This is a genomic window from Coxiella-like endosymbiont, from assembly GCF_002871095.1.
In the GTDB taxonomy this organism is placed as follows: domain Bacteria; phylum Pseudomonadota; class Gammaproteobacteria; order Coxiellales; family Coxiellaceae; genus Coxiella.
This window is the reverse complement of record NZ_NSHJ01000160.1, coordinates 1-22,684: the sequence shown is the minus strand read 5'-3', so window position 1 is coordinate 22,684 and position 22,684 is coordinate 1. Positions and strand designations below refer to the sequence as shown.

The window sequence follows — 22,684 nt, the reverse complement described above, 5'->3', positions numbered from 1 at the left end:
TTACTCTTTTCAATTACTTTTTGTTGAATATTAATTTACTTTTGTAATACCTGATAAATAATCTATTAAATTATTTAGATTTTTCGCTGTAAGTTAGTTATTTGTCTTTAACAAACAAAGTAGTTTCGTTTTTGAATGGGTCCTTGGAGGATTTAAATACATTCAATAAATTGGAATTGCTTTAATAATTTTATTATTTGTACTCTTGATATCTAAAACATTAAAAGAACTTAATTTTCTATTTTGATCCACTGTCTAGTAAGAATTTTGTATAAGGTACTCCTATACTATCCCAGTCTAACTAATATTGTCAGATATAATAAAACTATGTTTTCATCAAAAAGAGTTACATATTACTACTAGTTTTTTGGTTGGTGGTGATGATTGTAATTGACTTTAGTTTTGAAACTGCTCTAAATGGTGCCTGATGGAAATTACAAAGTTATTTTTGTTGTGGAATATCTTGTCTTATTCAGAAAAAATAATAATTTTCTCTCTTTTATAGGAATATTTTTAAATACATCCAGAAAAATGATTATTCAAGAATGACTAAATTATTCAAGAATGACTAATATAATTTTTAGGATACAGTATTATTAACAATACTGTATCACATAATCGTTACTCCATCATAAATATTTCATATCTACTCGATACATTGCTACTCGCATTTCGTTATGATATTTTTTATTAAAAGGTGTTAAGGGTAAGCGAATGCCTGCAGGAATCATTCCCATTTGAGATAATACCCATTTAATGGGGATAGGATTAGATTCAACAAAAAGTAATTTATATAAAGGTGACAATTTGTTATTGTATTTTTTTGCGAGCTTTATCTTACCGGAAATCACTGCCATACATAAAGCATGCAATTCTTTTGGAAAAATATTTGCAATCACTGAAATCACACCTTTACCACCTGCCAACATAAAATTCATTGCAGTATTATCATCTCCACTGAATAAATTTAACTGATTACTTTCTTGCAATAACTCCTTAACCCGCCTGATGTCTCCTGTTGCTTCTTTAATGCCAATTATATTAGTACAACATCCCGCTAACTGGAGTATCGTTTTAGGTAGAAGATCACAAGCAGTTCGAGAAGGTACATTATAAAGTATTTGAGGAATAGGTACAGCTTCTGCAATCGCCTTAAAATGTAGGAAGAGCCCTTCTTGAGTAGGTTTATTGTAATAAGGGGTGACTATTAATACTGCATCAGCACCAGATTCCATTGCATGTTGAGTTAGCTCTATTGCATGAATAGTTGAATTAGAACCCGTACCCACAATCACTGGAATTGCCTCATTAACTTGATCAACTACTTGGCGAATGATTTTTGTTCGTTCTTTAAAAGTAATTGTTGGTGCTTCACCAGTCGAGCCTAAAATAACCAATCCATCAGTATCGTTTGCTAGGTGCCAATAAATTAGCTTTTCCAAACTCTTATAATCAATTTTTCCACTTAACTCCATAGGGGTGACAAGAGCAACTAAGCTTCCACTGAACATTAATTCTATCCTCTTTCCTAATAATGCTATTCTAATGATTTATTTCCTCCTACGAAACTTTTAAAAATTATAATTTAAGGGGTGAGGGCTCTTTTAATTAACGAAAATTATAATGTTTATTAAGAAAACAGCTTTATAAACAAATTCTTTTCTCTAGAGTCTATCTTTCAAGTCAAGACTGGCCAGAAGCTACTAAATAAACACCATTAGAATGTCCCATTCCACTAGTAATATGCACTCTAGTAGTATGTCAGTCACAAAACTACCCGGTTCTTTTCACAATACTAATCTATCACTAGCTGATTTATGCGATCAGATAGTCAATACCCATGTATCCTTTTATTTGACCATCACTTTTTTAATTTCACACTCATGAAAGCGGGTACCTGGTTACTTACGGATTTTGGTCATCTAAAAGGCCGTTCTTAGTCTGAAAACGATGGCAATCTTATTCTTGTCACTTTTGTGCAATATTTGCTTGATACTTGATAAACAATATAGGTAATATCCAAACCTGGACAGAAGTGTATACGGAAATTAGTATCAGAAAAAAATATTGTTATTCTTTTAATATACTGTCCGAAGATAGTCGTTGATAAGTGTAGAGGGTATAGCTTTCTACAGAATAGCCAGAAGATAAGAATTTATCGTACGAAAAAACTTAGATTCTTTTACTAAACTATTTGTTCTAAAATTTTACAATTTAGATAGTCATCTCTTAAAGGAGATCTGTAGTCTAAGTGAATAAAGACTTTATTTAAATAAAGACTTAATTATTTAATAAGCATATAAAATAAACAGATTTATTTAAAAAGAGATGTATTTAATGTATTTCTTCAAAAGTATCTCCTTAAAAAAGTTTATATGAAAATTACGACTATTTTACGAGACTATTTCGATTATGTATTTACTGATTTCTACCCACTCGATGTTTAGTTAAAAGAGTAAACATATAATTTCTTAAAATTCGGGTATTACTATCTGTGATGGATTGGCAATCAATACTGATTATTCTTGGGACGTCTACTGTGATCACTATTGGGGTAGGTATTTTAATTTACTTGCCAGTAATAAAACAACATTATCGCTTACATCAAACCTTTGGACAACGGTTGTTTACTATTCAAGAGCAACTGAAGTACGTTGACGAACAACGGCATTTGATTCAACTTTTTATTAACCAACAGCAAAAAGAACAAAATGAGCAACGACAAAGATTTGATGAGCACCAAATAAAAAGTTTGAAACTTATTCAAGACAGTCTCGTTCAAAATATACAAAGCGTTCGTGAGCAAGTAGGAGCCACACTTACCACTCATGCGAAAAGTTTAGGTAATCGAGTAGATAACCTTACCCATGAAACACAAGAACGACTCAAAGAAATTAGTAGTCACGTGGATCGTAAATTAACGGACGGTTTTGAGAAAACAACAGCTACGTTCACTGATGTCGTTAAACGATTGACTATTATTGATGAAGCTCAAAAAAAGATTACTGAATTATCGAGTAGTGTGATGAGTTTACAAGAAGTATTATCTGATAAACGTTCTCGCGGTGCTTTTGGAGAAGTGCAATTAACCCATTTGATTAATAATATGCTACCAAAATCTCACTATGAACTCCAACACACGTTGAGTAACGGCAAGCGTTGTGACTGTATTTTATTTTTACCGGAACCTACTGGTAATATCGTCATCGATGCAAAATTTCCCCTTGAAAGCTACCAGCAAATTCATAATACCCACTTATCAGAAGAAAAACGCATTAACGCTGAAAAACAGTTTCGAACTGACATTAAAAAGCATATTCGGGACATCGCAGATAAATATATTATTTCTGGAGAAACGGCTGATGGTTCTGTAATGTTTATTCCTTCAGAAGCCGTATTTGCCGAAATTCATGCTAATTACCCTGACTTAGTCGAAAAAGCTCATCAATCTCGTGTATGGTTAGTATCTCCCACAACGATGATGGCAGTTTTAACAACTGCCAGAGCTGTTCTTAAAGATGCGGCTACTCATAAACAAGTGCATATTATGCGAGAACATTTAAACATTCTGAGCAAAGACTTTGATCGCTTCCAAAAGCGGATGGATCATTTATCGCGACACATCAATATAGCCCACGAAGGAATTGCAGAAGTACACAAATCATCCAAAAAAATTACAGGACGATTTCATAAAATTGAAACAGTGGACATACCCTCTACTGATCTTGATACCATTAGCCCTTAGTTGTGAAAATGAATTCACATAACTATTCATCTATCTATCACACTAAAAAATTTCTTAACCTCCCCAACACTAAATTTTTTCTAGATTCCAGAAAACTAAATATTAGAAGATATGATCAAAATAGAAGATATGATAAAAAAGCCAAGTATAATAACCTGGCTTTTTTAAATAGCACATTCAGTATATTAAATATGCGTATGATTGCAATGAACACAATGATGATGGTGATAACATTTGCAATGATGATGCACAGGACCCAATTTTGTGTTTGGAGCTGTTTGGTAAACAGGTTGCATTACTGGAATAGGTTCCCGTGGAATACAACCAGTTAAAAGAACAACAGCAGTAATAGCTGAAACAATAACCACGCCTTTTTTAGTCATAATTTTGATCCTTTCAAGTTAATAAATTAACGCCACATAAAGATCTTATGTGTATTTTTATGGAAATGCAAGAATTCCTATTTAAAGTTATTTAGATACTATTTTGCAACTTGTGCAAACAGATATCAGGAATAGATTTTTGTGTACAATGTAATAATCCCAAAATTTGATGAGCCTTAAATTAGTTAAGTTATTTTTTTACATTGAAATAGTGGCTTGACTTGTTATCCTCATAAAACCGAGTACAACCGGTATACATCATTAATTTTGGTTATCGATATGTTTATATAAACAATGCGAATATTTTTAGATCCCTCAGTTTTAGAGAAGAGTAAATTCTAAACATACTAATACTATTATAGCAATTTTTAACTTTCTTTTGTGAAAAAAGATAATGATCATAATCTATATTTTTGGTGGGCTTAGATAACCTTCCTGCAGGTAAAGTAATTTATGAATTAAAATAATTTTATTAAAAAAATCACTCACTCCCTGACTCACTAACTCACGTCTTGATTATATAATCAAGGCGGTTCTTCCATGGATAAGAAAGGATTGGTTTTTCCCCGCACCTAGATTTTCAATAATACACTCTTGCTTTCTTAAGAGTCGGGAAACGTAAAACTTAATTTAGTATACTAGAAAGCATACCCCATATCCTCATGATTCTTTTCTTGTATTTGCTGCTGTTAAATCAAACAATTCCCTAATTGCTACGAAAAGTATAGCAAAGTCTTTTTTATCTGCATTACGCATTGCCGCTAAAATCGCTTGCCAACGTCGAATCATAGACTTATGTCGAGTGAGCCATTCTTTAATTTTTCCTGGAATACTACGCGCTTTTGTATCCAATAAGACTCGTACCGTCAATTCTCGCTGAATCCAATCTAAATCACCTTTATAGCCAGCTCTCGCTAAAACTGACCAGCGGTCATCAACGGGATAGGCGTTAATCCTTTTACGAAACCAAAATAAATCTAATCGGTCTACCAGCATAAAATAAATTTTTGCCACACGAAAGACTTCTTCGTGGTAAGTGGTTGCCGCCTCTACAATATTTAACGCGTGAAAAAGCGGAGCCGTACCTGCTATACGCAATGCTAATTCTGCTGAAACATTTTGGCTTACTAGAGTATTCTGCTGTTCATCCATTGCTACTTTATCAGCCCCTAACAATAGTTTAGGTAAACGAATATATATGGCTGTAACATAATCTCGAAAATGCGCAATAGTAGAAGCAATATCAAGATCTTCTCGACGATGACGCAACAACCAGCGTGTTGCTCGACGAATAAGACGAATAGCGTCTACATTAATTTGATATTGGACGGTGGGATCAACTTTGTAATCTAGGGCGTCGATTTCTCTTAATAAATCTTCCATTTTAAATATTTTCAAAGCCGTCACAAAAGCACGAGTAATTAAAGAAACTGAAACACCCATTTCATCTTGCATTTGATAGATAAAGGTAATACCCATCATTGAAACAAGTTGATTGCTAAGTTGTGTAGCAATAATTTCTTTAGCAAGATAGTGTTCTTTCATTTGAGTAGCAAATCGACGTCGCAATGGTTTTGGAAATGCATGGCTTACATATTGCGATAAATACGGATCTTTTGCTAATGATGATTTTTTAATTTTTGATTTTAGAATATTTTTGCTGTAAGCAAAGAGAATACTTAATTCAGGTCGAGTTAATCCTATGCCCGCAGCTCGACGCTCAAGCAACTCATTATCATCTGGCAGAAATTCCAATGCTCGATTAATTTTACCTTCTTGTTCCAGAGCATTAAGAAATTGGATATTCAAATTTAAATCCTGCACAGTCAAATAGGAGGCTAAACTAATCGCTTTATTTTGAAAATAATTATCTTGCAAAACTAATTGAGCCACTTCATCAGTCATACTAGCTAATAACTGGTTACGTTGCTTTTCAGTCATATCTCGTCTGGACACAATCTGATTTAATAAAATTTTAATATTCACTTCGTGATCAGAACAGTCAACACCCGCAGAATTATCAATGAAATCAGTATTAAGTTTCCCTCCCTTTAATTCAAATTCAATACGACCTAATTGGGTAACCCCTAAATTGCCTCCTTCACATATAACCCGTGCGCGAATATTTTTAGCGTTTACACGTAAATTATCGTTACTGCGATCACCAACATCACTATTTTTTTCATTGCTTGATTTAATATAAGTACCAATGCCTCCATTCCAAATCATGTCCACTCGCGCTTTCAAAATAGCACAAATTAATTCATTTGGTACTATTATTTCCTTTTCAAAATTTAAAAGCATTTGTGCTTCTGGTGATAACTGAATTGCTTTAGCTGATCGAGAGTAAACTCCTCCACCTTTGGATAATAAAGTTCGGTCATAATCATCCCAACTAGAACGGGGTAAATTAAATAATCGTAATCGTTCTTGATAACTGGTCTCCGGTTGAGGATCTGGATCTAAAAAAATATGCCGATGATCAAAAGCTGCTACTAATTTAATATGTTTAGATAATAACATTCCATTTCCAAATACATCACCACTCATATCCCCGATACCAACTACCGTTATTTCTGATTTATCTAAATTTATTCCTAAATCTTGGAAATGACGTTTTGCAGCTACCCAAGCGCCTCTTGCAGTAATTCCCATTTTTTTATGGTCATAACCGGTCGATCCCCCTGACGCAAAAGCATCCCCCATCCAATAACCTTTTTCAAGTGCTACACTATTTGCAATATCTGAAAATGTGGCTGTACCTTTATCAGCGGCAACTACGAGATAAGGATCGGGTCCATCATAAAAAACTGTATTCAAGGGCGGAATAATTTGTCCATCTTTTAAATTATCCGTCAAATCTAAAAGGCCACGAATAAAATTTCGATAGCAGAAAATTGCTTCTTGCATAATTTCCTCACGATTTCCCTCTATGGGTAAACATTTTGGATAAAATCCTCCTTTCGCACCTGCCGGCACAATAATGGAGTTTTTAACTTGCTGAGCTTTAGTTAAACCAAGTATTTCAGTTCGATAATCCTCTCGACGATCCGACCAACGTATTCCTCCTCGAGCCACTTTGGCAGTACGTAAATGAACGCCTTCAAATCGAGGTGCATAAACAAATATTTCATACTTTGGAAGAGGTAAAGGCATATCAGGAATTTTTGAAGAATCTAATTTAAAAGCAAGATAAGGTTTTGGATTGCCTTCTTTGTCTACTTGAAAATAATTCGTACGTAAAGTGGCATGAATTAAATCTAAATATCGTCTTAAAATTCGATCTTCATCAAGAACAGCTACAGCATCTAATTCTTTTTGAATATTTTGTTCAATATTTTCTATCTGTTCTTTTGATTCGGATGTTCGCTTAGGATCAAAATAACTTTGGAATAATTCAATTAAAAGCCGTGCGACCTTTGGATTATCAACTAAAGCATCTGCTATATATCCTTCACTAAAGGTAAAAGCTACTTGTCGAAAGTATTTCATATAAGCACGAAAAACTGAAATTTCTCGCCAAGTCAATTGAGCTTCCAAGACCAATCGATTCAAACTATCATCTTCAGCAACTCCAAACCAAATTTTTTGATAAGCTTCTTGAAAAATTGTCTTAACTGTTTCAATTTCGAACTTTGGTTCTTTAGCATAAGTCATAAAAAAATCATTAATCCAAACTTTTCGCCCATCTCGAAAAGTTAATTCGTACGGTTGTTCTCCTATTACCCGCAAACCCATATTTTCCAACATGGGTAATGCATCTGATAAAGGTACGGTAAAATCTGGTCGAAATAGTTTAAAGCGAATGACATCCTTAGCTACCCCCCGAGGGCGATAGGTACTCATTTCTAATTGATGGGTTTTTGATAATTTTTCAATATGAGCAACATCAAAGACTGCTTGTTGAGCTTTAAATTCTTCTCGATAACTGAATGGAAAAGCATTACAATATTGAGAAAAAATATCATTACCTCGTTCTTCACCAAAAAACTCCAAGGCGTATTTATAAAATTCATCCTCCCAAGAAACACTAATAGCCACTAATTTTTCTTCTAATTCTTTTATATCATATTCGAGTGAACGTCGTGGATTAATACGGATTACAAAATGAATACGAGCCAATATTGATTCAGAAAAATAAGTAGTAAATGTAACATCTAGTCCCTGAAATGCTTTAACTAAAATATCCTGCATTCGCATCACTAAATCAGTTGTAAAAGTATCGCGTGGTACGTAAACCAAACAAGAAATAAAACGACCATAAGCGTCCTTCCGTACAAATAAACGAATACGACGACGTTCTTGTAAACGTAAAATTCCCATTGCCCATTCAAATAATTCATCAGCCGTTGTGTGAAATAAATCATCTCGTGGTAAAGTAGCTAATATATGCAACAAGTCCTTCCCACCATGACTTTTAATAGGCAATCGTGAACGCTTCAAAACAGACTCTACCTTGAGTCGAATAATAGGTATGACTCGGGGATCTGATCGATAAACATCTGAAGTATAAAGACCAATAAAACATCGCTCACCAATTAATTCTCTATTTTCATTAAATCTTTTAACTCCAATATAATCGGTATAGGTAGGCCGATGGACTGTCGACATAGTATTTGTTTTTGACATAATTAATATTTGATCGGTTGACAGCGCTATTTTACGTGCTTCTTTTGGTAAATCAGAATATTGTCGTAACATTTTACTATGTGTATGATCGCGTAAAACCCCTAAACCTGAATCGGGAATTAAACGTAAAGCCAGTTCTTTTTCTTTTCCAACCATTTCATAGTTACGAAATCCCAAAAAAATAAAATGATTATCTAGTAACCAATTTAAAAATGATTTTGTTTCCTTCATTTCTTCCGGATATTGAATTATCTTTGTTAAGTCTAAGTCTTCAATAGCTTCTTGAACCCGCTGTTGCATCAATTCCCAATCTTCAACTGCCGCTCGTACATCTCTTAAAACTCGACGGATATTACGTTGAATATCTGCCAATACTTTAGGCTCCGTTTGCCGATCTATCTCCATATAAATTGGAGTTTCCATGACACTCTCTTGATGATGCTCCACATGGTAAACAAGTAAGTCATCAATTTGATGCTTTTTGTTTCGGCAAACTTTAATACCACCCATATGGATCATTAAATGGGTAGTAAGTCCTAATCGATTAATTTCCATACGAATAGAATCGACTAAAAAAGGGATATCATTGGTTATGACTTGTATAATTGTATGAGTAGACTGCCAACCATCACACTCATAATTAGGATTAAATACATGAATCTTTGTTTCTTTAAACCTTCGGTGAAACATCAACTCCCATTGAGAATTAACCATTCCATACAAATCCACAATGGAACGCTCTTGAATGTCTTCCGGGGAAACATTGAGGTAAAAAAGTCGAATAAATTTAACAAGTAACTTGTTAATTCCATTTTTTGATGTGTGCTCTTTAGGATAATTGATGATTTTTTCAATAATTTCCTCAATGGAGGAGATATAATCATGTGCCACAGTTGGAACCTCTATCTCTTAGAAGAAAATAACGCTGAATTAAGAAAAGTGCTTGTATTTAAAGTAAAATTAAACTATTGTACATTTAATTAAATGTGAGTTTATTCATTAGTCTCAATTTTATCATGTAAAATGCAAGAACGTAATCAATTGATTACGGGTTTTTTATATCTCTAAATCATTGAGTAATCGATCAAAAATAGCTCTCTAAAGACTCTCAAATATTCTTAGATGATTCAAGGTAAATTATGGGGTATGTCTTATTGAATATAATGAATTTCTTGCCGATGATACCCAAAAAACATTAGGGATATTAGAATTAAGTAGGTTCAAAGTGATCAAACTACCTATAAAAGTTCTTTCTCTCATAAAACTTTAGAGATCATTATTTGTGATTTCGACTTACCGAAACATTCCAGTTTAAACCTTTTTAAGAGTATTTCTGAATCATGTAACTACCCCTTGACCCTATTTGGTTATTTTCTAAAGGAGTACGGGTACTGTGCGGATGATCAAATCAAATCACTGAAATAAGATTGGAAGATGATTATATCACAAAACCATTTAACCTTGATTAGATACGTTTTACACTCAGAAAGTGAGCTATCCAATAATGCACTCTCTAACTCTTGCACTAATACAATAATTAATTTTAGTTATGATAAAATTACTTTAATCTTGTTTCTCAGGTAGTCATTCTTAAAGGAAATAAAGTTATTCTCTTTCGAGGAGAAGTTTATAATCCTCCAAAAATTTCTTGAAAACGCTGGGTGAGTTTTATTTATTTTACCGTAAACAACTAGCAAACATTCTAGAAAAAAGTCTGAATCAGACTCATAGATCTGTATATTTTTTCTCACGAATTTATTGGCTGAGTATGATCCCACCTATCCCTTATCAGATCACTACCAATTAATAGAAAGTAAATTCTCTATTCTGCAGAACAAATTTTAAACTTTCCCTTTTCTAACCATAATGAAAGTTTATCTACTTTGAAAACTTAAGTTTTAAGTTACTTATGATGTATTAATATAATCGAATTATAGTCATAAGCTCGAAAATTAGATAACTTAATATTTTATTTTCGTCATATTAATTGTTTATTTTTCTAGTATACCTATTTTTTCTAGGATTTTTAATTTAAATTATCATTGATCGAAGCTTAAATACATTAAAAATCTTGATTACATAGTGTGTCACCGAAAATCCAGTTGTTTCAAATCTGTAGATTCAGAAATTGTGCCTTTTAAAATGTAATTCTGAGTTGAGTGAATAAAACACTCTTTTTAGACGATAAAAAGAGGTCTTTGACTATGAAAAACGCTTTATCCCTGATACATGCTCTCATGAACTACGTACACTTTGAACTGCTTTAAATATATAAATACGCACATAGAATAAGCATCCTCTGGGTTCAAACTTTGAAAATAACAAAAAAAGAACTATTCAAAATTTTAACCGGTTTTGTCAATTGATGCACTTATGATGCTCATCAATTGTTTACGCTCACCCTAAATTAATGGTTTCCCAAAGTAATCCCCCCCGAAGTAATCTATAAAAACAAAACTGAAAGAACTAACTAAATTTAAGTAAGAAAGATGTGAAAATAATTTATTCTAGATAGTTGTAGAAAAATCAATGGTTAGCTAATAATATTACTATTCAAGTAGCGTCTCTTGAAGCAGCTATCGCTAAAATATTATAGTACGCCTATCAGCATTTTCATTCGCAACATAATGGATAATGGATTCGATACTTTCCAGAAAAATCAAGTAACGATCAAGCTTGAAAAAAATAGACAAAAGGTTTACCCTCTAGGTGATTGATAATAGACTTGCAGGTAATTGATAATAGATTTGGTATTTTTAAAGAATTTCATAAGCAAATATTTAAACAATTTTTTATATGATTGGAATAGGAATGCAGTTATTTAGGCTTGAGTATTGTGCTTCAAATCACTAAATTACATAGTATAGAAATCACCCTTCATAAGCCTAAAAGCCAAAAATTAAACTTTTATCTCACTTTTTTAATTATTCACAATTTCTGTGGATAACATTGTGGGTATTTTGTCAGAATGACTTTTAATCTATTGATATCACAACCTTCAAGACAGATTGAAAACAAAATAAGCAATTAAAAGTAATTTTATATTTTCAATGAGTTAAGTTTTGTTTGAAACGATTTTATAGCAAGTAATTCGAAAAAAATTGATAGAATTTTTATTATTCATTAGAACTGTTAGCAACTTAATAATTTTAAAATAAATTTCAATAAAAGTTAACCTCAATGTATCGTAAGTTATTGCCTAGATTAGAATTAGATAAAGATCTTCTTGTTCTGACTGCTAATCGCCGTTTAAGTCGCTACCTTCAAGAGCAATATACTCGCTATCAAATCAAGAGAGGGAAAAAAGCCTGGTTAAAACCAACAATTTTACCCTTAAAAACTTGGTTGTCTCATTGTTGGCAACATTGTGAATCTACTCAAGGTTTTTTGCTCAGCGATGTCCAAGAAGAAGTCCTTTGGCAAAAAATTCTAGGACTCCCTCCTCAAACGGCTAATCTTGCCAAAAAAGCGTGGCAATTAATAAAAGGTTGGAATTTATCTTTAAAGGAGCTTAAGCTAGAAGCTAATAGTGAAGTCCAGTATTTTATACAATGGGCATATCAATTCGAAGCCGTACTCAAAAAACAAAAATTAGTCAATACAGTAGAGTTACCCAAACAATTAAAAGCATTAATTTCTCATTTAAATCTGCCTCACCAAATTATCCTTCTAGGTTTTGATGAAGTCATACCAACGATACAAGATTTTCTCAATGGGATCGCAGAGAAAAGTATTATTTCATCTTATTTAATAAGCCGCCCTCACCAAAAAAACCATATTTACCGGATCAGTTTTAAAGAGCGAGAAGCAGAAATTCAAACAATGGCACGATGGGCTTACGGTGAATGGCAAAAAAATTCTTTAAAAAGAATTGGCTGTGTTATACCAAATTTTACTGAACATCGTTCACAAATCTGCCGGATTTTCCAAAATGTATTTGAATCAGATAAATATTTTAATATCTCTCCTGGTGAACCATTAACTCATATTCCTTTAATTAAAACTGCTTTTAAAATATTAGCATTAAATCCCTTTCATATCGAGGTTATGGAATTAAGTACACTGTTTTTGTCACCCTACGTGAATAGCATGGGTGATAATTCCTATCTTGCCGCCATGCTAGATATAAAATTACGAAAAACAAAGCAGTGGCACATAAATTCAAGATCTATTTTATATTATTTAGATGAACTACAAAAAAATTTTCCCACCGCCACTCTTAAAATTCGTTATCAACAATGGTTATCTCTAGAACGACCTCTCATTAGTCTTCTTCCAAGTGAATGGATAGAACAGTTTAAAAAAGAACTTTCTGCCTTGGGATGGCCTAGAGAGGGTTTGTTAGATAGTAAAGAATACCAACAATTCAAATATTGGAAGAAAATATTGCAAGAATTTATTGAATTTGACTCTCTAATTCCGCCACAAACAAGACAACAGGCTTTTCAGCTATTGTGGCAATTAGCTAGTAAAACTCTTTTCCAACCTAAATATACTCAAAATGCTTCTATTCAAATCTTAGGATTATTAGAGGTCACAGGATTTGAATTTGATAGTCTTTGGATAATGGGATTAGATAATAAGAATTGGCCATCACCTCCACAGCCTAATCCATTTTTACCCATCAGATTACAACAACGCCATCAAATACCCCACTCTTCTTTCAAACGTGAGTTAGATTATACTTTGCAACTTCAGCAGCGATTAATAAACAGTGCCTCAGAGGTTATTTTAAGCACGTCCTTACAAGATCAAGATCTCCAATTATCTCCAAGCCCTCTCATTCTTGATTTCCCAGAAGTAACCATTGACAAATTACGCTTACCTTTTTTTGAAACATTAAGCGAGCACCTTTTTCACACCAAACAGATCGAAAAAATTGAGGATAATCAAGCCCCCCCCCTTCAAGCAAAAGAATTGATAAAAGGCGGAATCAGAATATTACAAAGTCAATCTTCTTGTCCTTTCCAAGCTTTTTCTGAAATACGATTGCAAGCAAAACCCTTAGAAAAACCTGAAATTGGTTTCAGTAGAGCAAATCAAGGTAATTTCATACATCGTGCCTTAGATGTTCTCTGGAAAAAAATTAAAAATTGGCAAAATTTAATTAATTATTCTGATATTGAATTAGAAACTCTAATAGATGACACTATAAATAAATTATCTTTTTCTTCTGGTTCAGATTCTATTTTCTTTCATGTAGAGAAAAAACGGATTAAATATTTAATTAAAGGATGGTTATTTTTTGAAAAAAATCGTCCGCCTTTTAATGTAAATCAATGCGAAACAGATCGATTGATAAAAATAGGACCACTGAATCTTCATATACGGATCGACCGAATTGACATAGTCAAAGGCAGAAATTTTATAATCGATTATAAAACTAATAATAACAATCAAGTTACTGATTGGTTAGGTAATCGCCTGAAAAACGTTCAACTTCCGTTATATTGTACGTTTGCTACCTGCGATGTATTGGGAATTGCTTACGCTGAAGTTTCCAGTAAAAAAATGAGCCTTAAAGGATGGTTATTTTCTGAAGGAAAACGTTTTGATAATATAGATTATGCGCCTCTTCCATCGAAAAATTTAATGGACCATTGGAAAAAGATTCTTCAGCAATTAGCAATCGATTTTTCATTAGGAAGAGCTGAAGTCAATCCCTTCGATATTAACACTACTTGCAAATTTTGCGGTTTACATCCGTTATGTCGTGTCGGAGAAGAGAATGAGTGATCCAGAAGCAATTCGACGAAAAGCACTGAACCCAATCCAATCTTATATTGTACAAGCCCCTGCAGGATCAGGTAAAACAGAATTATTAATTCAACGGTTTTTAAAATTACTTAGCATAAGCTCTACGCCCGAAGAAATTGTTGCTATTACTTTTACAAGAAAATCTGCCATAGAAATGCGCGAACGAATTTTGCAAGCCCTCAATGAAGCAAAAAATTTACTAAAACCAAAAGATGACTATAAAGCTCTAACTTGGATACTCGCAAAAAAAGTTCTAGAAAGAGATAAAATTTTTCAGTGGCAACTGGAAATCAACCCTCATCGTTTACGTATTTTAACTATCGATGCACTGGTTCATCAGATTTGCTCGCAAATGCCAATTTTAACAGGATTCGGTGCTCCACCCGAAATAAAAGAAGACAACGAAATAGAAGTATGCTATCAGCGTGCCATAAAACAATTATTAATCTCAGACGATTACAAAAGGATTCTTGAACCACTTTTATTACATTTAGATAATAAAGCAGATTTATTGGAAAAATTATTAATAAAAATGCTGAGCCATCGTGAACAATGGATAGAACATATTATTGACTATTATTCAAATCCAGATTTACTGAAAAAAAAACTTGAAAAAGGACTGGAATTTATTGCATTAGATGCAATGCAAAAAGCATCTAATTTAATAGATAATACCCTAGCTAATCAACTGATCCATTTGATTCCATTTACTAGTATTAATGTACAAAAAACAAAATCTACTAATATTATTAGTGCTTATGCCTCCCCCCATACTGAACTGCTAAAAATAAAAATCCAAAACCTTTCAGTATGGAAAGGAATAGCTAATTTACTTCTAACACAAAAGGGCGAGTGGCGAAAAAGAATCGATAAGTCTGTTGGATTTCCACCCAATTCAGGTTATAAACAAGAGAAGTTACAAATGCAGAATTTATTAGCACAATAACAACCTAATAATTCCTTGCGAATAGCACTACAAGAAATAAAAAATTGCCCTCCTATTAATTACACTAAAAATCAGTGGCGTATTCTTAACTCGCTTATTAGTTTACTTCCTTTATTAGTAGCGCAACTTCAAAGAATTTTTAATAATCAAAACATTGTTGATTTTACAGAAGTCAGCCTTGGAGCTCTACGTGCTTTAAGAAACATTGATCAACCTTCTAATTATGTTTTACATCTTGATTCGCAAATTCATCATTTTCTTATCGATGAATTTCAAGATACTTCGATCATCCAATTTCGTTTAATTAAAGCACTGATTTCCGAATGGCAGCCTAACGATGGACGAACACTTTTTTTAGTCGGTGATCCAATGCAATCAATTTATCGTTTTCGTCAAGCCGAAGTAAGTTTATTTTTAGAAGTAAAAAATAAAGGTATTGGTAACATTCACTTAACTCCGCTTATTTTGTGTAATAATTTTCGTTCACAAAAAAAATTAATTGAATGGTTTAATTTTGTTTTTAAACACCTTTTCCCTAGAGAAATGAATAGTTGGTTAGGATCAATTCCTTACTCGCCGTCTCAGACAACTAATGAGAGTTTTACCAGAAAGGCAGAAGTTAATTTTCACTCACTCACCTCAGCTGAAGAGGAGGCACAGAAAATTATAGATATCATTCAAACTCACCGTTCTGAAAACCATAAGACGACTATTGCTATATTAGTTCGTTCCCGTTCACATTTACTAGAAATCATCCCAGCTCTTCGAAATGCTTCAATTCCTTTTAATGCTGTAGAAATCGAAAAATTAAGTTATCGAACTGAGATCATAGATTTATTATCTCTTACTCGAGCTCTGCATCATCTCGGTGATCGCATTGCATGGCTCGCTATTTTACGTGCTCCGTGGTGTGGTTTGACTTTAAAAGATATCCATCGTTTATGTCTTCATAGTAAAGACAAACCTTTATGGCTTACTTTAGAAAAAACAGAAATCCTGAAAGATTTAACTTCTGATGGAAAAAAACGTCTAGAACGAATTACTCCTATTTTATATCATGCTTTACATAATCGTGATCGCTTACCCTTAGCTATTTGGATTGAAAGGGTGTGGATTGCCTTGGGAGGTCCTGCTTGTTTAAATAACGCCGATGCATTGGTAAACGTTCGTGCTTATTTTAATTTATTAGAATCCATAGAGAATGAATTTACTATTGAAGGTTTAATTAAAAAGCTTCGTCAATTGTACGCTCCAATTAATAATCCTAATCCAAATGCAATTCAAATTATGACAATTCATAAAGCGAAAGGATTGGAGTTTGATCACGTTATTATTCCCAGTCTTGAGCGCACTCCAAAATCCAAAGAAGATTTTTTGTTGCATTGGTTGGAGCGGCCGCTCTCAACAGGTATTTCTGATCTTATTTTAGCTCCTCTAAAGGCTGTAACAGAAAAATCAGATCCTCTTTATAATTACTTAAAGCAAATAGAAAAGAAAAAATCTGATAATGAAATTGTTCGATTATTTTATGTCGCTGCTACACGAGCAAAAATTGGATTACATTTTCTTCTGAGTCTCAAAAGAAAGAAAGCTTCGTCAATTATTATTTCTCCTCCCAAGGGGAGTTTTGCACATTTACTTTGGGATCTTTGTAAAGAAGAAATTAAAAAATCAATTTCTCTGTATCAAGAAAGAAAACCATTAGAATCAAAAAAACACAAATCCTTATATCGTTTATCAAACGCATGGACTACTTCAATACCGTTCATCACTCCCTCTTATATTTCAAACGAAGAATTATTCTCCCCAATACCTCTCCAAGATCAATTTCAAAGGACCGTGGGTAGTCTTATTCATGAACTCTTAGAAAAAATTTCAATTGAAGGAATTGAATCCTGGGATGAAAAACGAATTATAAAGAGCAAATCTTTTATTAAACGTCGACTTCTTCAGTTGGGAAGTTTATTTTCTAAACTAGATTCATCAGTAACCTTAATTGAAAAAGCTATTCGTTTAACTTTATCTCACCCAAAGGGGCGATGGATTTTGTCACCTCACTACCAACATCAAAGCGAATATTGCATTTCGATGATTGATAAAAATCAGGTGATTCATTATGTCGTGGATCGCACGTTTATTGATAAACATGGTGTGAGATGGATTATAGATTACAAATCTGTTAATTGTAGTGAGATCAATCTATCTACCTTTCTAAAAAAAAATCGCATTTTGTATGAATCTCAATTAAATCAATACGCAAAAGCTTTCCAGCTTTTGGAAGATCGACCTATTAAATTAGGTCTTTATTTTCCTCTTTGTCAGGGTTGGTGTGAATGGAAGCTTAATCTGTAGGATCATATTCTTTAAAAAAAGTTCTCAGTGCTAACTCATATTTCCAACAAACGTGTAGTTGCAAGTTTATCTCGAGCTTTATTTAATCTCGATAAAAGCAATGAAATTTATCAAAAATACGGCCTTGATAGCTATGTTTAATCAAATCGAACACGAAAACTATATTCTAAAATCTGATCTTGCTTTTTCTCTAGTGAAAAAAAATTTTAACTCTTAATCAAAATAATGGCTTAGTTAAGATAATTTTGCTTTTTCGAAATAGTGCGGAGACGGGAGTACAAATTTTTAATAGTATTCAGTATTATCAAATAAAGATTACTCGAGCAGCTTTTAAAGGCGCCCAAAGTCCTTATAAATACATAGAAGCTTTTAAAGCTCATTTATTTCTATCCACTGAATCCAGAAAAGACTAATTAATCCAGAAGACTAATCCAAAAGATGTAACACACACATTAAATGCTAGTTATCCAGTAGTTACTATTCTTCCTTCTATAAAATCACCATATAATAAAATGAATTCTGGACTATATATTGCTTTCGACGGTGATGCTATTTTATTTTCAGATGAAGCTGAACGTGTATCTATCAACAAGAAGGACTTTCTGCATTTACGATTAATAAAAAAGGCAGTGAATCATCCAATCTCTGAGGATCCTTTCAAGGGCTTCCTGAAAGCACTCCAACAATTACAAAGCCAATTTCCTGTGGATCAATATCCCATTCGCACTGACTTAGTCACAGCACGACACCCCCCCCGCGCACGAATGCGTCATCAAAACTTTACGGGGGAGAGTATCCGTATTCATGAATCTTTATTCCTTGGTGGTATAGAAAAGAGTAATTTTTTACCTGGTTTTAATGCTGATATTTTTTTGATGATCAAAAAGGATACTACCAATCCGCTGCTGAATATATTGCTATAGGCCACGTGCCCAATGAAATTACCAACGAATATTTGTAAAATTATTAGAATGTTCAAGTAAAGTAGTTGAATGACGTAGATTTTGTTACACTTCTAAGAATTAAAATTTTTACACTATTATACTTACCCCATGATTCTCAATGAAAATAATTTTGTCTGGCTCGACTTGGAAATGACAGGACTTAATCCGGATAAAGATTATATTCTTGAAATTGCAACAATAGTAACAAATAACAATCTCGACATCATTGCAGAAGGCCCTATTTTTGCCATTCACCAACTTTCTGAAGTATTAGAAACCATGGACAGTTGGAACACTTCTCACCATACTGCTTCTGGGTTAATTGACCGAGTCAAAAAAAGTAAAATTACTGAGAGCCAAGCCGAAACAGAAACATTAGATTTTCTTAAAAATTATGTGCCACCTAAAAAATCACCCTTATGTGGTAATTCTATTTGTCAAGATCGACGATTTTTGCATCATTATATGCCAAATTTAAATCAATTCTTTCATTATCGTCATCTGGATGTAACCACTTTAAAAATTCTCGCTCAACGTTGGGCACCCACAAGAATCAGAGGATTTATTAAAGAATCTCAACATCTTGCTTTGCAAGATATACGCGATTCTATTGCAGAATTACGTTATTATCGAAAAAATCTGTTAAAAATTTAACTTAACCCTTTATGCTCCAAACTATACCAAACTATAGTGGACATTCTAACAGCAAATCGATATGATAATTTAAACTCTAAGTAATAAACTAATAATATGGCATTTCTTATTAATATCATACTAGCCTATCTTATAGGCTCACTTTCATTTGCAATTATTGTTGCAAAACTTATGTGCTTCCAAGATCCACGAACTACCGGATCAGGAAATGCGGGTGCTACCAACATCCTACGTGTGGCAGGAAAGCAAGCAGCACTCTACGTATTATTAGGTGACATTCTAAAAGGGATCATTGCCGTTTTGATCGGCCGTTTTTTAGGTGTATACGGCCCTAGCTTAGCTTTTGTAGCTTTAGTAGTAGTTATTGGACATATTTTTCCTCTCTATTTTAAATTTAAAGGTGGCAAAGGTATTGCTACTATGTTGGGTACTTGTTTAGGTTTATCTTTTTGGATCGGCTTATTCCTGATTGGCACTTGGCTTATTATTTCCTACCTTTTTCGTTATTCCTCGGTGGCCACTTTGGTCTCCGCTGTTGTAGCACCTATCTGTATGGTGATTGGTGCTCATCCTGATTATTTTTTCCCAGTTTTATTGATCACAATGCTTGTTATATGGAAACATTGGGAAAACCTTGAACGTCTGCGCAAAGGTACTGAAAGAAAAATTCAATTTTAGAAAAGAGGAATTTTAGTCAATTCCCTCATTGACCAACGAGGTTTCACACTGATACTTCTATCCTCGTATTCACCTCCTTTGAGTCTTAGCCATCCAGTATAAGCCACCATAGCACCGTTATCAGTACAAAATTCTTGACGAGGATAATAAAGTTTTCCCTCTTCTTTACTTATAGCTTCATTTAAACGTTGGCGCAATTTTTTGTTAGCCGCTACCCCACCCACTAGGATAAAAGTATTAATGCGTGTTTTTTTAATGGCATTAAGGCACTTACATACCAAAGTATCTACAACTGCCTCTTCAAAAGCATGAGCGATATCAGCGCGCGTTTGCCGCTCATTACCATATTGTTTAACGCAATTAACCGCATGAGTTTTTAAACCACTAAAGCTAAAATTAAGATGAGGTTTTTTAATCATTGGCCGAGGAAAATAAAATCGATCAGGGTTCCCTTCTTTCGCCAATTGAGCTAGAGCAGGACCTCCAGGGTAAGCTAATCCCAGCAATTTCGCCGTTTTATCAAAGGATTCCCCGGCCGCATCATCTAAACTTTCACCAAAAATTTTATATTGACCCGGCCCCTCCACTAAAACTAACATTGTATGCCCCCCTGAAACTAACAAAGCCATAAATGGATAACTTGGGGTTTCTTGCTCTAGTTGTACCGCCATTAAATGAGCTTCCATGTGATGCACCCCAACAACTGGCACACTTAACGAATAAGCTAAACTTTTAGCGATAGAAGCCCCAACCATCAATGCACCAATTAAGCCCGGACCCTTAGTATAAGCGATCCCATTAAGATCAGCTTTCACTAAGTTAGCATCATTGAGCGTCTTTTCGATTAAAGGTAATATTTTTCGAATATGGTCACGTGATGCGAGCTCAGGCACTACCCCATCATACTGCGAATGCAAAATAATTTGGCTATAGATACGATGTGCCAATAACAAGCCCTGTTTTCCGTCATAGATCGCTACTGCAGATTCATCACATGATGTTTCAATACCGAGAACATATTTCATAATTAATAGTATATCTAATTCTCTGATTCCCTTGTTATCTTGTTATAATCATTAAAGCGAATTATTAGAGCCTTATAAAAAACTATCAACTAACTTACAGATTACTTCTCATTTGATTTTATACCAATTTAATTTTCTGTTACAAAACAGAGGCTACCTTACAAAATAAGGTGTTAAATATTATTCTATTAAAGATTCTCTCTTTTCGGATCAGTATCATTTACATTTAATATTGAATATTAAAATTTTCAGGCACCTACTTAAGGAATCAGTTAAAGCATTGACTGATAACACCATGTAGTATTTAATTTTCTTCATTAACAAACACAAAAAGCAACTCTTAAAGAATTAAGATATCCTCATTGAATTAGAAAAAAGCGATCAGCTCTTTTAAGGATAGATATGATTAATTATATCTATTAATTATATCTATAATACGATTAATTATATTGATACTTTTAGTTATGTGCTTTGTTAACTGTGTGCACTTTCCGTCATATCTATCACAAACTTTTAAAAGATTTCCTCCCTCCCTGAGGTTATGTATTGGAATATTATTTTATACTGTTTTTTTTAGACTTTGTTAACCTGAACAAGATACCTTTGATCTATCAAAAGCTTAAGAATTTAATTAGTTCTCGATACCAATCATGGTTAATAATAATATTGTGTGTTTGTTTATAGAATAGCTATTATGTGTACTAGCCTTTCTAGCCCCTATTAAAATATTATTAATTTTCTTGTCCACAAGTAGTTTATGAAATTTTATCTTCGAATTTATAAAATAAAATAATGCCTATTTGTTTTATATCGATAGAAGGAATAGTAGTATGTACCATTTAATTGTTTGAAATTATTTTATTCAAGAAAGTATTGGATCTTATTTTGGGTTAGGTATTGTTTTAAAAATATTTTCAGTAACACTGGTAATTTTTTTATAGTAAAAAAGTTAGAACCTCTTCAATCAAACACAGCTGACAACTATATCCAAATATTCACAATTAGCTTCTGATTAGAAAAGGTAGTTTATTTAATTGTATTTTATCATATACCTCTTGGAATTAATTTAATTTTTATCACAGAATGATGAGGGTTTCAGAATTACTTCAATATCATTAATACTGTCCTTTTTATTTAAAATGTACTTTAAAAATTGCTCTAAAGAAAAATGTTATTATTTTATCTTTAATGCACGCAACTGACTAGATATGTCAATGTATATTTTTTCAGGATATCAATTTGCTTTTATTGTTATTTTTTAGCAATGGAATTTTTTATTAGCTTTCTGACTAATGTTAACTTTCTTTATAAAAATTTTTATCTGCTGGAACAGAATATCCAGCACTACTGCCACTTAAACACTCAACGGTGTAATTGAGCTAACTTGAAAAAAAAAATTGATAAATAATAATATTTTGATGAACCAGCACAGTGAAAGCTACTTTGAAAGATCACTAATCGCTCTAATTTCCATTTATGACATAATGCTTTTTATTTATGACATAAAATGTAACTCGCAATTTAGTCAATCTTTATAAGCTCTTTTTTTTTGTACACTAAACTATTAGTGG

10 protein-coding genes and 1 pseudogene are annotated in these 22,684 nt (G+C 33.0%); 7 read left to right on the top strand and 4 right to left on the bottom strand.

Going from position 1 to position 22,684, the window contains the following annotated elements; all coding sequences use genetic code 11:
• Positions 1-629: 629 nt before the first annotated feature.
• Positions 630-1,511, bottom strand: a complete 882-nt coding sequence (gene dapA / locus CLERM_RS03670; protein WP_102157231.1) for a 4-hydroxy-tetrahydrodipicolinate synthase — start codon at positions 1,509-1,511, stop codon at positions 630-632.
• 986 nt (positions 1,512-2,497) lie between these two features.
• Here dapA and CLERM_RS03665 point away from each other — a divergent pair.
• The gene (locus tag CLERM_RS03665) at positions 2,498-3,745 is read left to right on the top strand and encodes a DNA recombination protein RmuC (RefSeq protein ID WP_102157230.1); all 1,248 of its coding nucleotides are present in this window, start codon (positions 2,498-2,500) and stop codon (positions 3,743-3,745) included.
• A 185-nt stretch (positions 3,746-3,930) separates the two neighbouring features.
• On the opposite strand, the gene CLERM_RS03660 is transcribed toward CLERM_RS03665, so the two are convergent.
• The gene (locus CLERM_RS03660; protein WP_102157229.1) at positions 3,931-4,128 is read right to left on the bottom strand and encodes a hypothetical protein; all 198 of its coding nucleotides are present in this window, start codon (positions 4,126-4,128) and stop codon (positions 3,931-3,933) included.
• 660 nt (positions 4,129-4,788) lie between these two features.
• A complete protein-coding gene (locus CLERM_RS03655; RefSeq protein ID WP_179946440.1) occupies positions 4,789-9,663 on the bottom strand; it encodes an NAD-glutamate dehydrogenase in 4,875 nt (1,624 codons plus the stop codon).
• Between the two features lie 2,274 nt (positions 9,664-11,937).
• Here CLERM_RS03655 and CLERM_RS03650 point away from each other — a divergent pair.
• From CLERM_RS03650 to plsY, 6 genes and pseudogenes are all read left to right on the top strand, one after another.
• A complete protein-coding gene (locus CLERM_RS03650; protein WP_102157227.1) occupies positions 11,938-14,493 on the top strand; it encodes a PD-(D/E)XK nuclease family protein in 2,556 nt (851 codons plus the stop codon).
• On the top strand, positions 14,486-15,460 hold the full coding sequence (locus CLERM_RS04085; protein ID WP_241538092.1) for a UvrD-helicase domain-containing protein: 975 nt from the start codon (positions 14,486-14,488) through the stop codon (positions 15,458-15,460). Before CLERM_RS03650 ends, CLERM_RS04085 begins: the two co-directional genes overlap by 8 nt.
• A gap of 15 nt (positions 15,461-15,475) precedes the next feature.
• Positions 15,476-17,812: a UvrD-helicase domain-containing protein gene (locus CLERM_RS03645; RefSeq protein WP_241538091.1), complete on the top strand. Its 2,337-nt coding sequence runs from the start codon at positions 15,476-15,478 to the stop codon at positions 17,810-17,812.
• 245 nt (positions 17,813-18,057) lie between these two features.
• Positions 18,058-18,735, top strand: a pseudogene (locus CLERM_RS04075) (5'-nucleotidase).
• Positions 18,736-18,864: 129 nt separating this feature from the next.
• Complete coding sequence (gene orn, locus CLERM_RS03635; protein WP_179946439.1) at positions 18,865-19,410, top strand: oligoribonuclease; 546 nt, start codon at positions 18,865-18,867, stop codon at positions 19,408-19,410.
• Between the two features lie 96 nt (positions 19,411-19,506).
• Positions 19,507-20,088, top strand: coding sequence for a glycerol-3-phosphate 1-O-acyltransferase PlsY (gene plsY, locus CLERM_RS03630; protein WP_102157226.1), 582 nt, complete (start codon positions 19,507-19,509; stop codon positions 20,086-20,088).
• Here plsY and tsaD read toward each other — a convergent pair.
• Entirely contained in the window at positions 20,085-21,113 is a 1,029-nt protein-coding gene (gene tsaD / locus CLERM_RS03625; RefSeq protein WP_102157225.1) for a tRNA (adenosine(37)-N6)-threonylcarbamoyltransferase complex transferase subunit TsaD, read from the bottom strand. The genes plsY and tsaD overlap by 4 nt on opposite strands.
• Positions 21,114-22,684 lie beyond the last annotated feature (1,571 nt).

Bases quoted from the DNA above. Each gene is read 5' to 3' on its own strand.
- dapA (WP_102157231.1), bottom strand. From the start codon at position 1,511: ATGTTCAGTGGAAGCTTAGTTGCTCTTGTCACCCCTATGGAGTTAAGT.
- CLERM_RS03665 (WP_102157230.1), top strand. From the start codon at position 2,498: ATGGATTGGCAATCAATACTGATTATTCTTGGGACGTCTACTGTGATC.
- CLERM_RS03660 (WP_102157229.1), bottom strand. From the start codon at position 4,128: ATGACTAAAAAAGGCGTGGTTATTGTTTCAGCTATTACTGCTGTTGTT.
- CLERM_RS03650 (WP_102157227.1), top strand. From the start codon at position 11,938: ATGTATCGTAAGTTATTGCCTAGATTAGAATTAGATAAAGATCTTCTT.
- CLERM_RS04085 (WP_241538092.1), top strand. From the start codon at position 14,486: ATGAGTGATCCAGAAGCAATTCGACGAAAAGCACTGAACCCAATCCAA.
- orn (WP_179946439.1), top strand. From the start codon at position 18,865: ATGATTCTCAATGAAAATAATTTTGTCTGGCTCGACTTGGAAATGACA.
- plsY (WP_102157226.1), top strand. From the start codon at position 19,507: ATGGCATTTCTTATTAATATCATACTAGCCTATCTTATAGGCTCACTT.
- tsaD (WP_102157225.1), bottom strand. From the start codon at position 21,113: ATGAAATATGTTCTCGGTATTGAAACATCATGTGATGAATCTGCAGTA.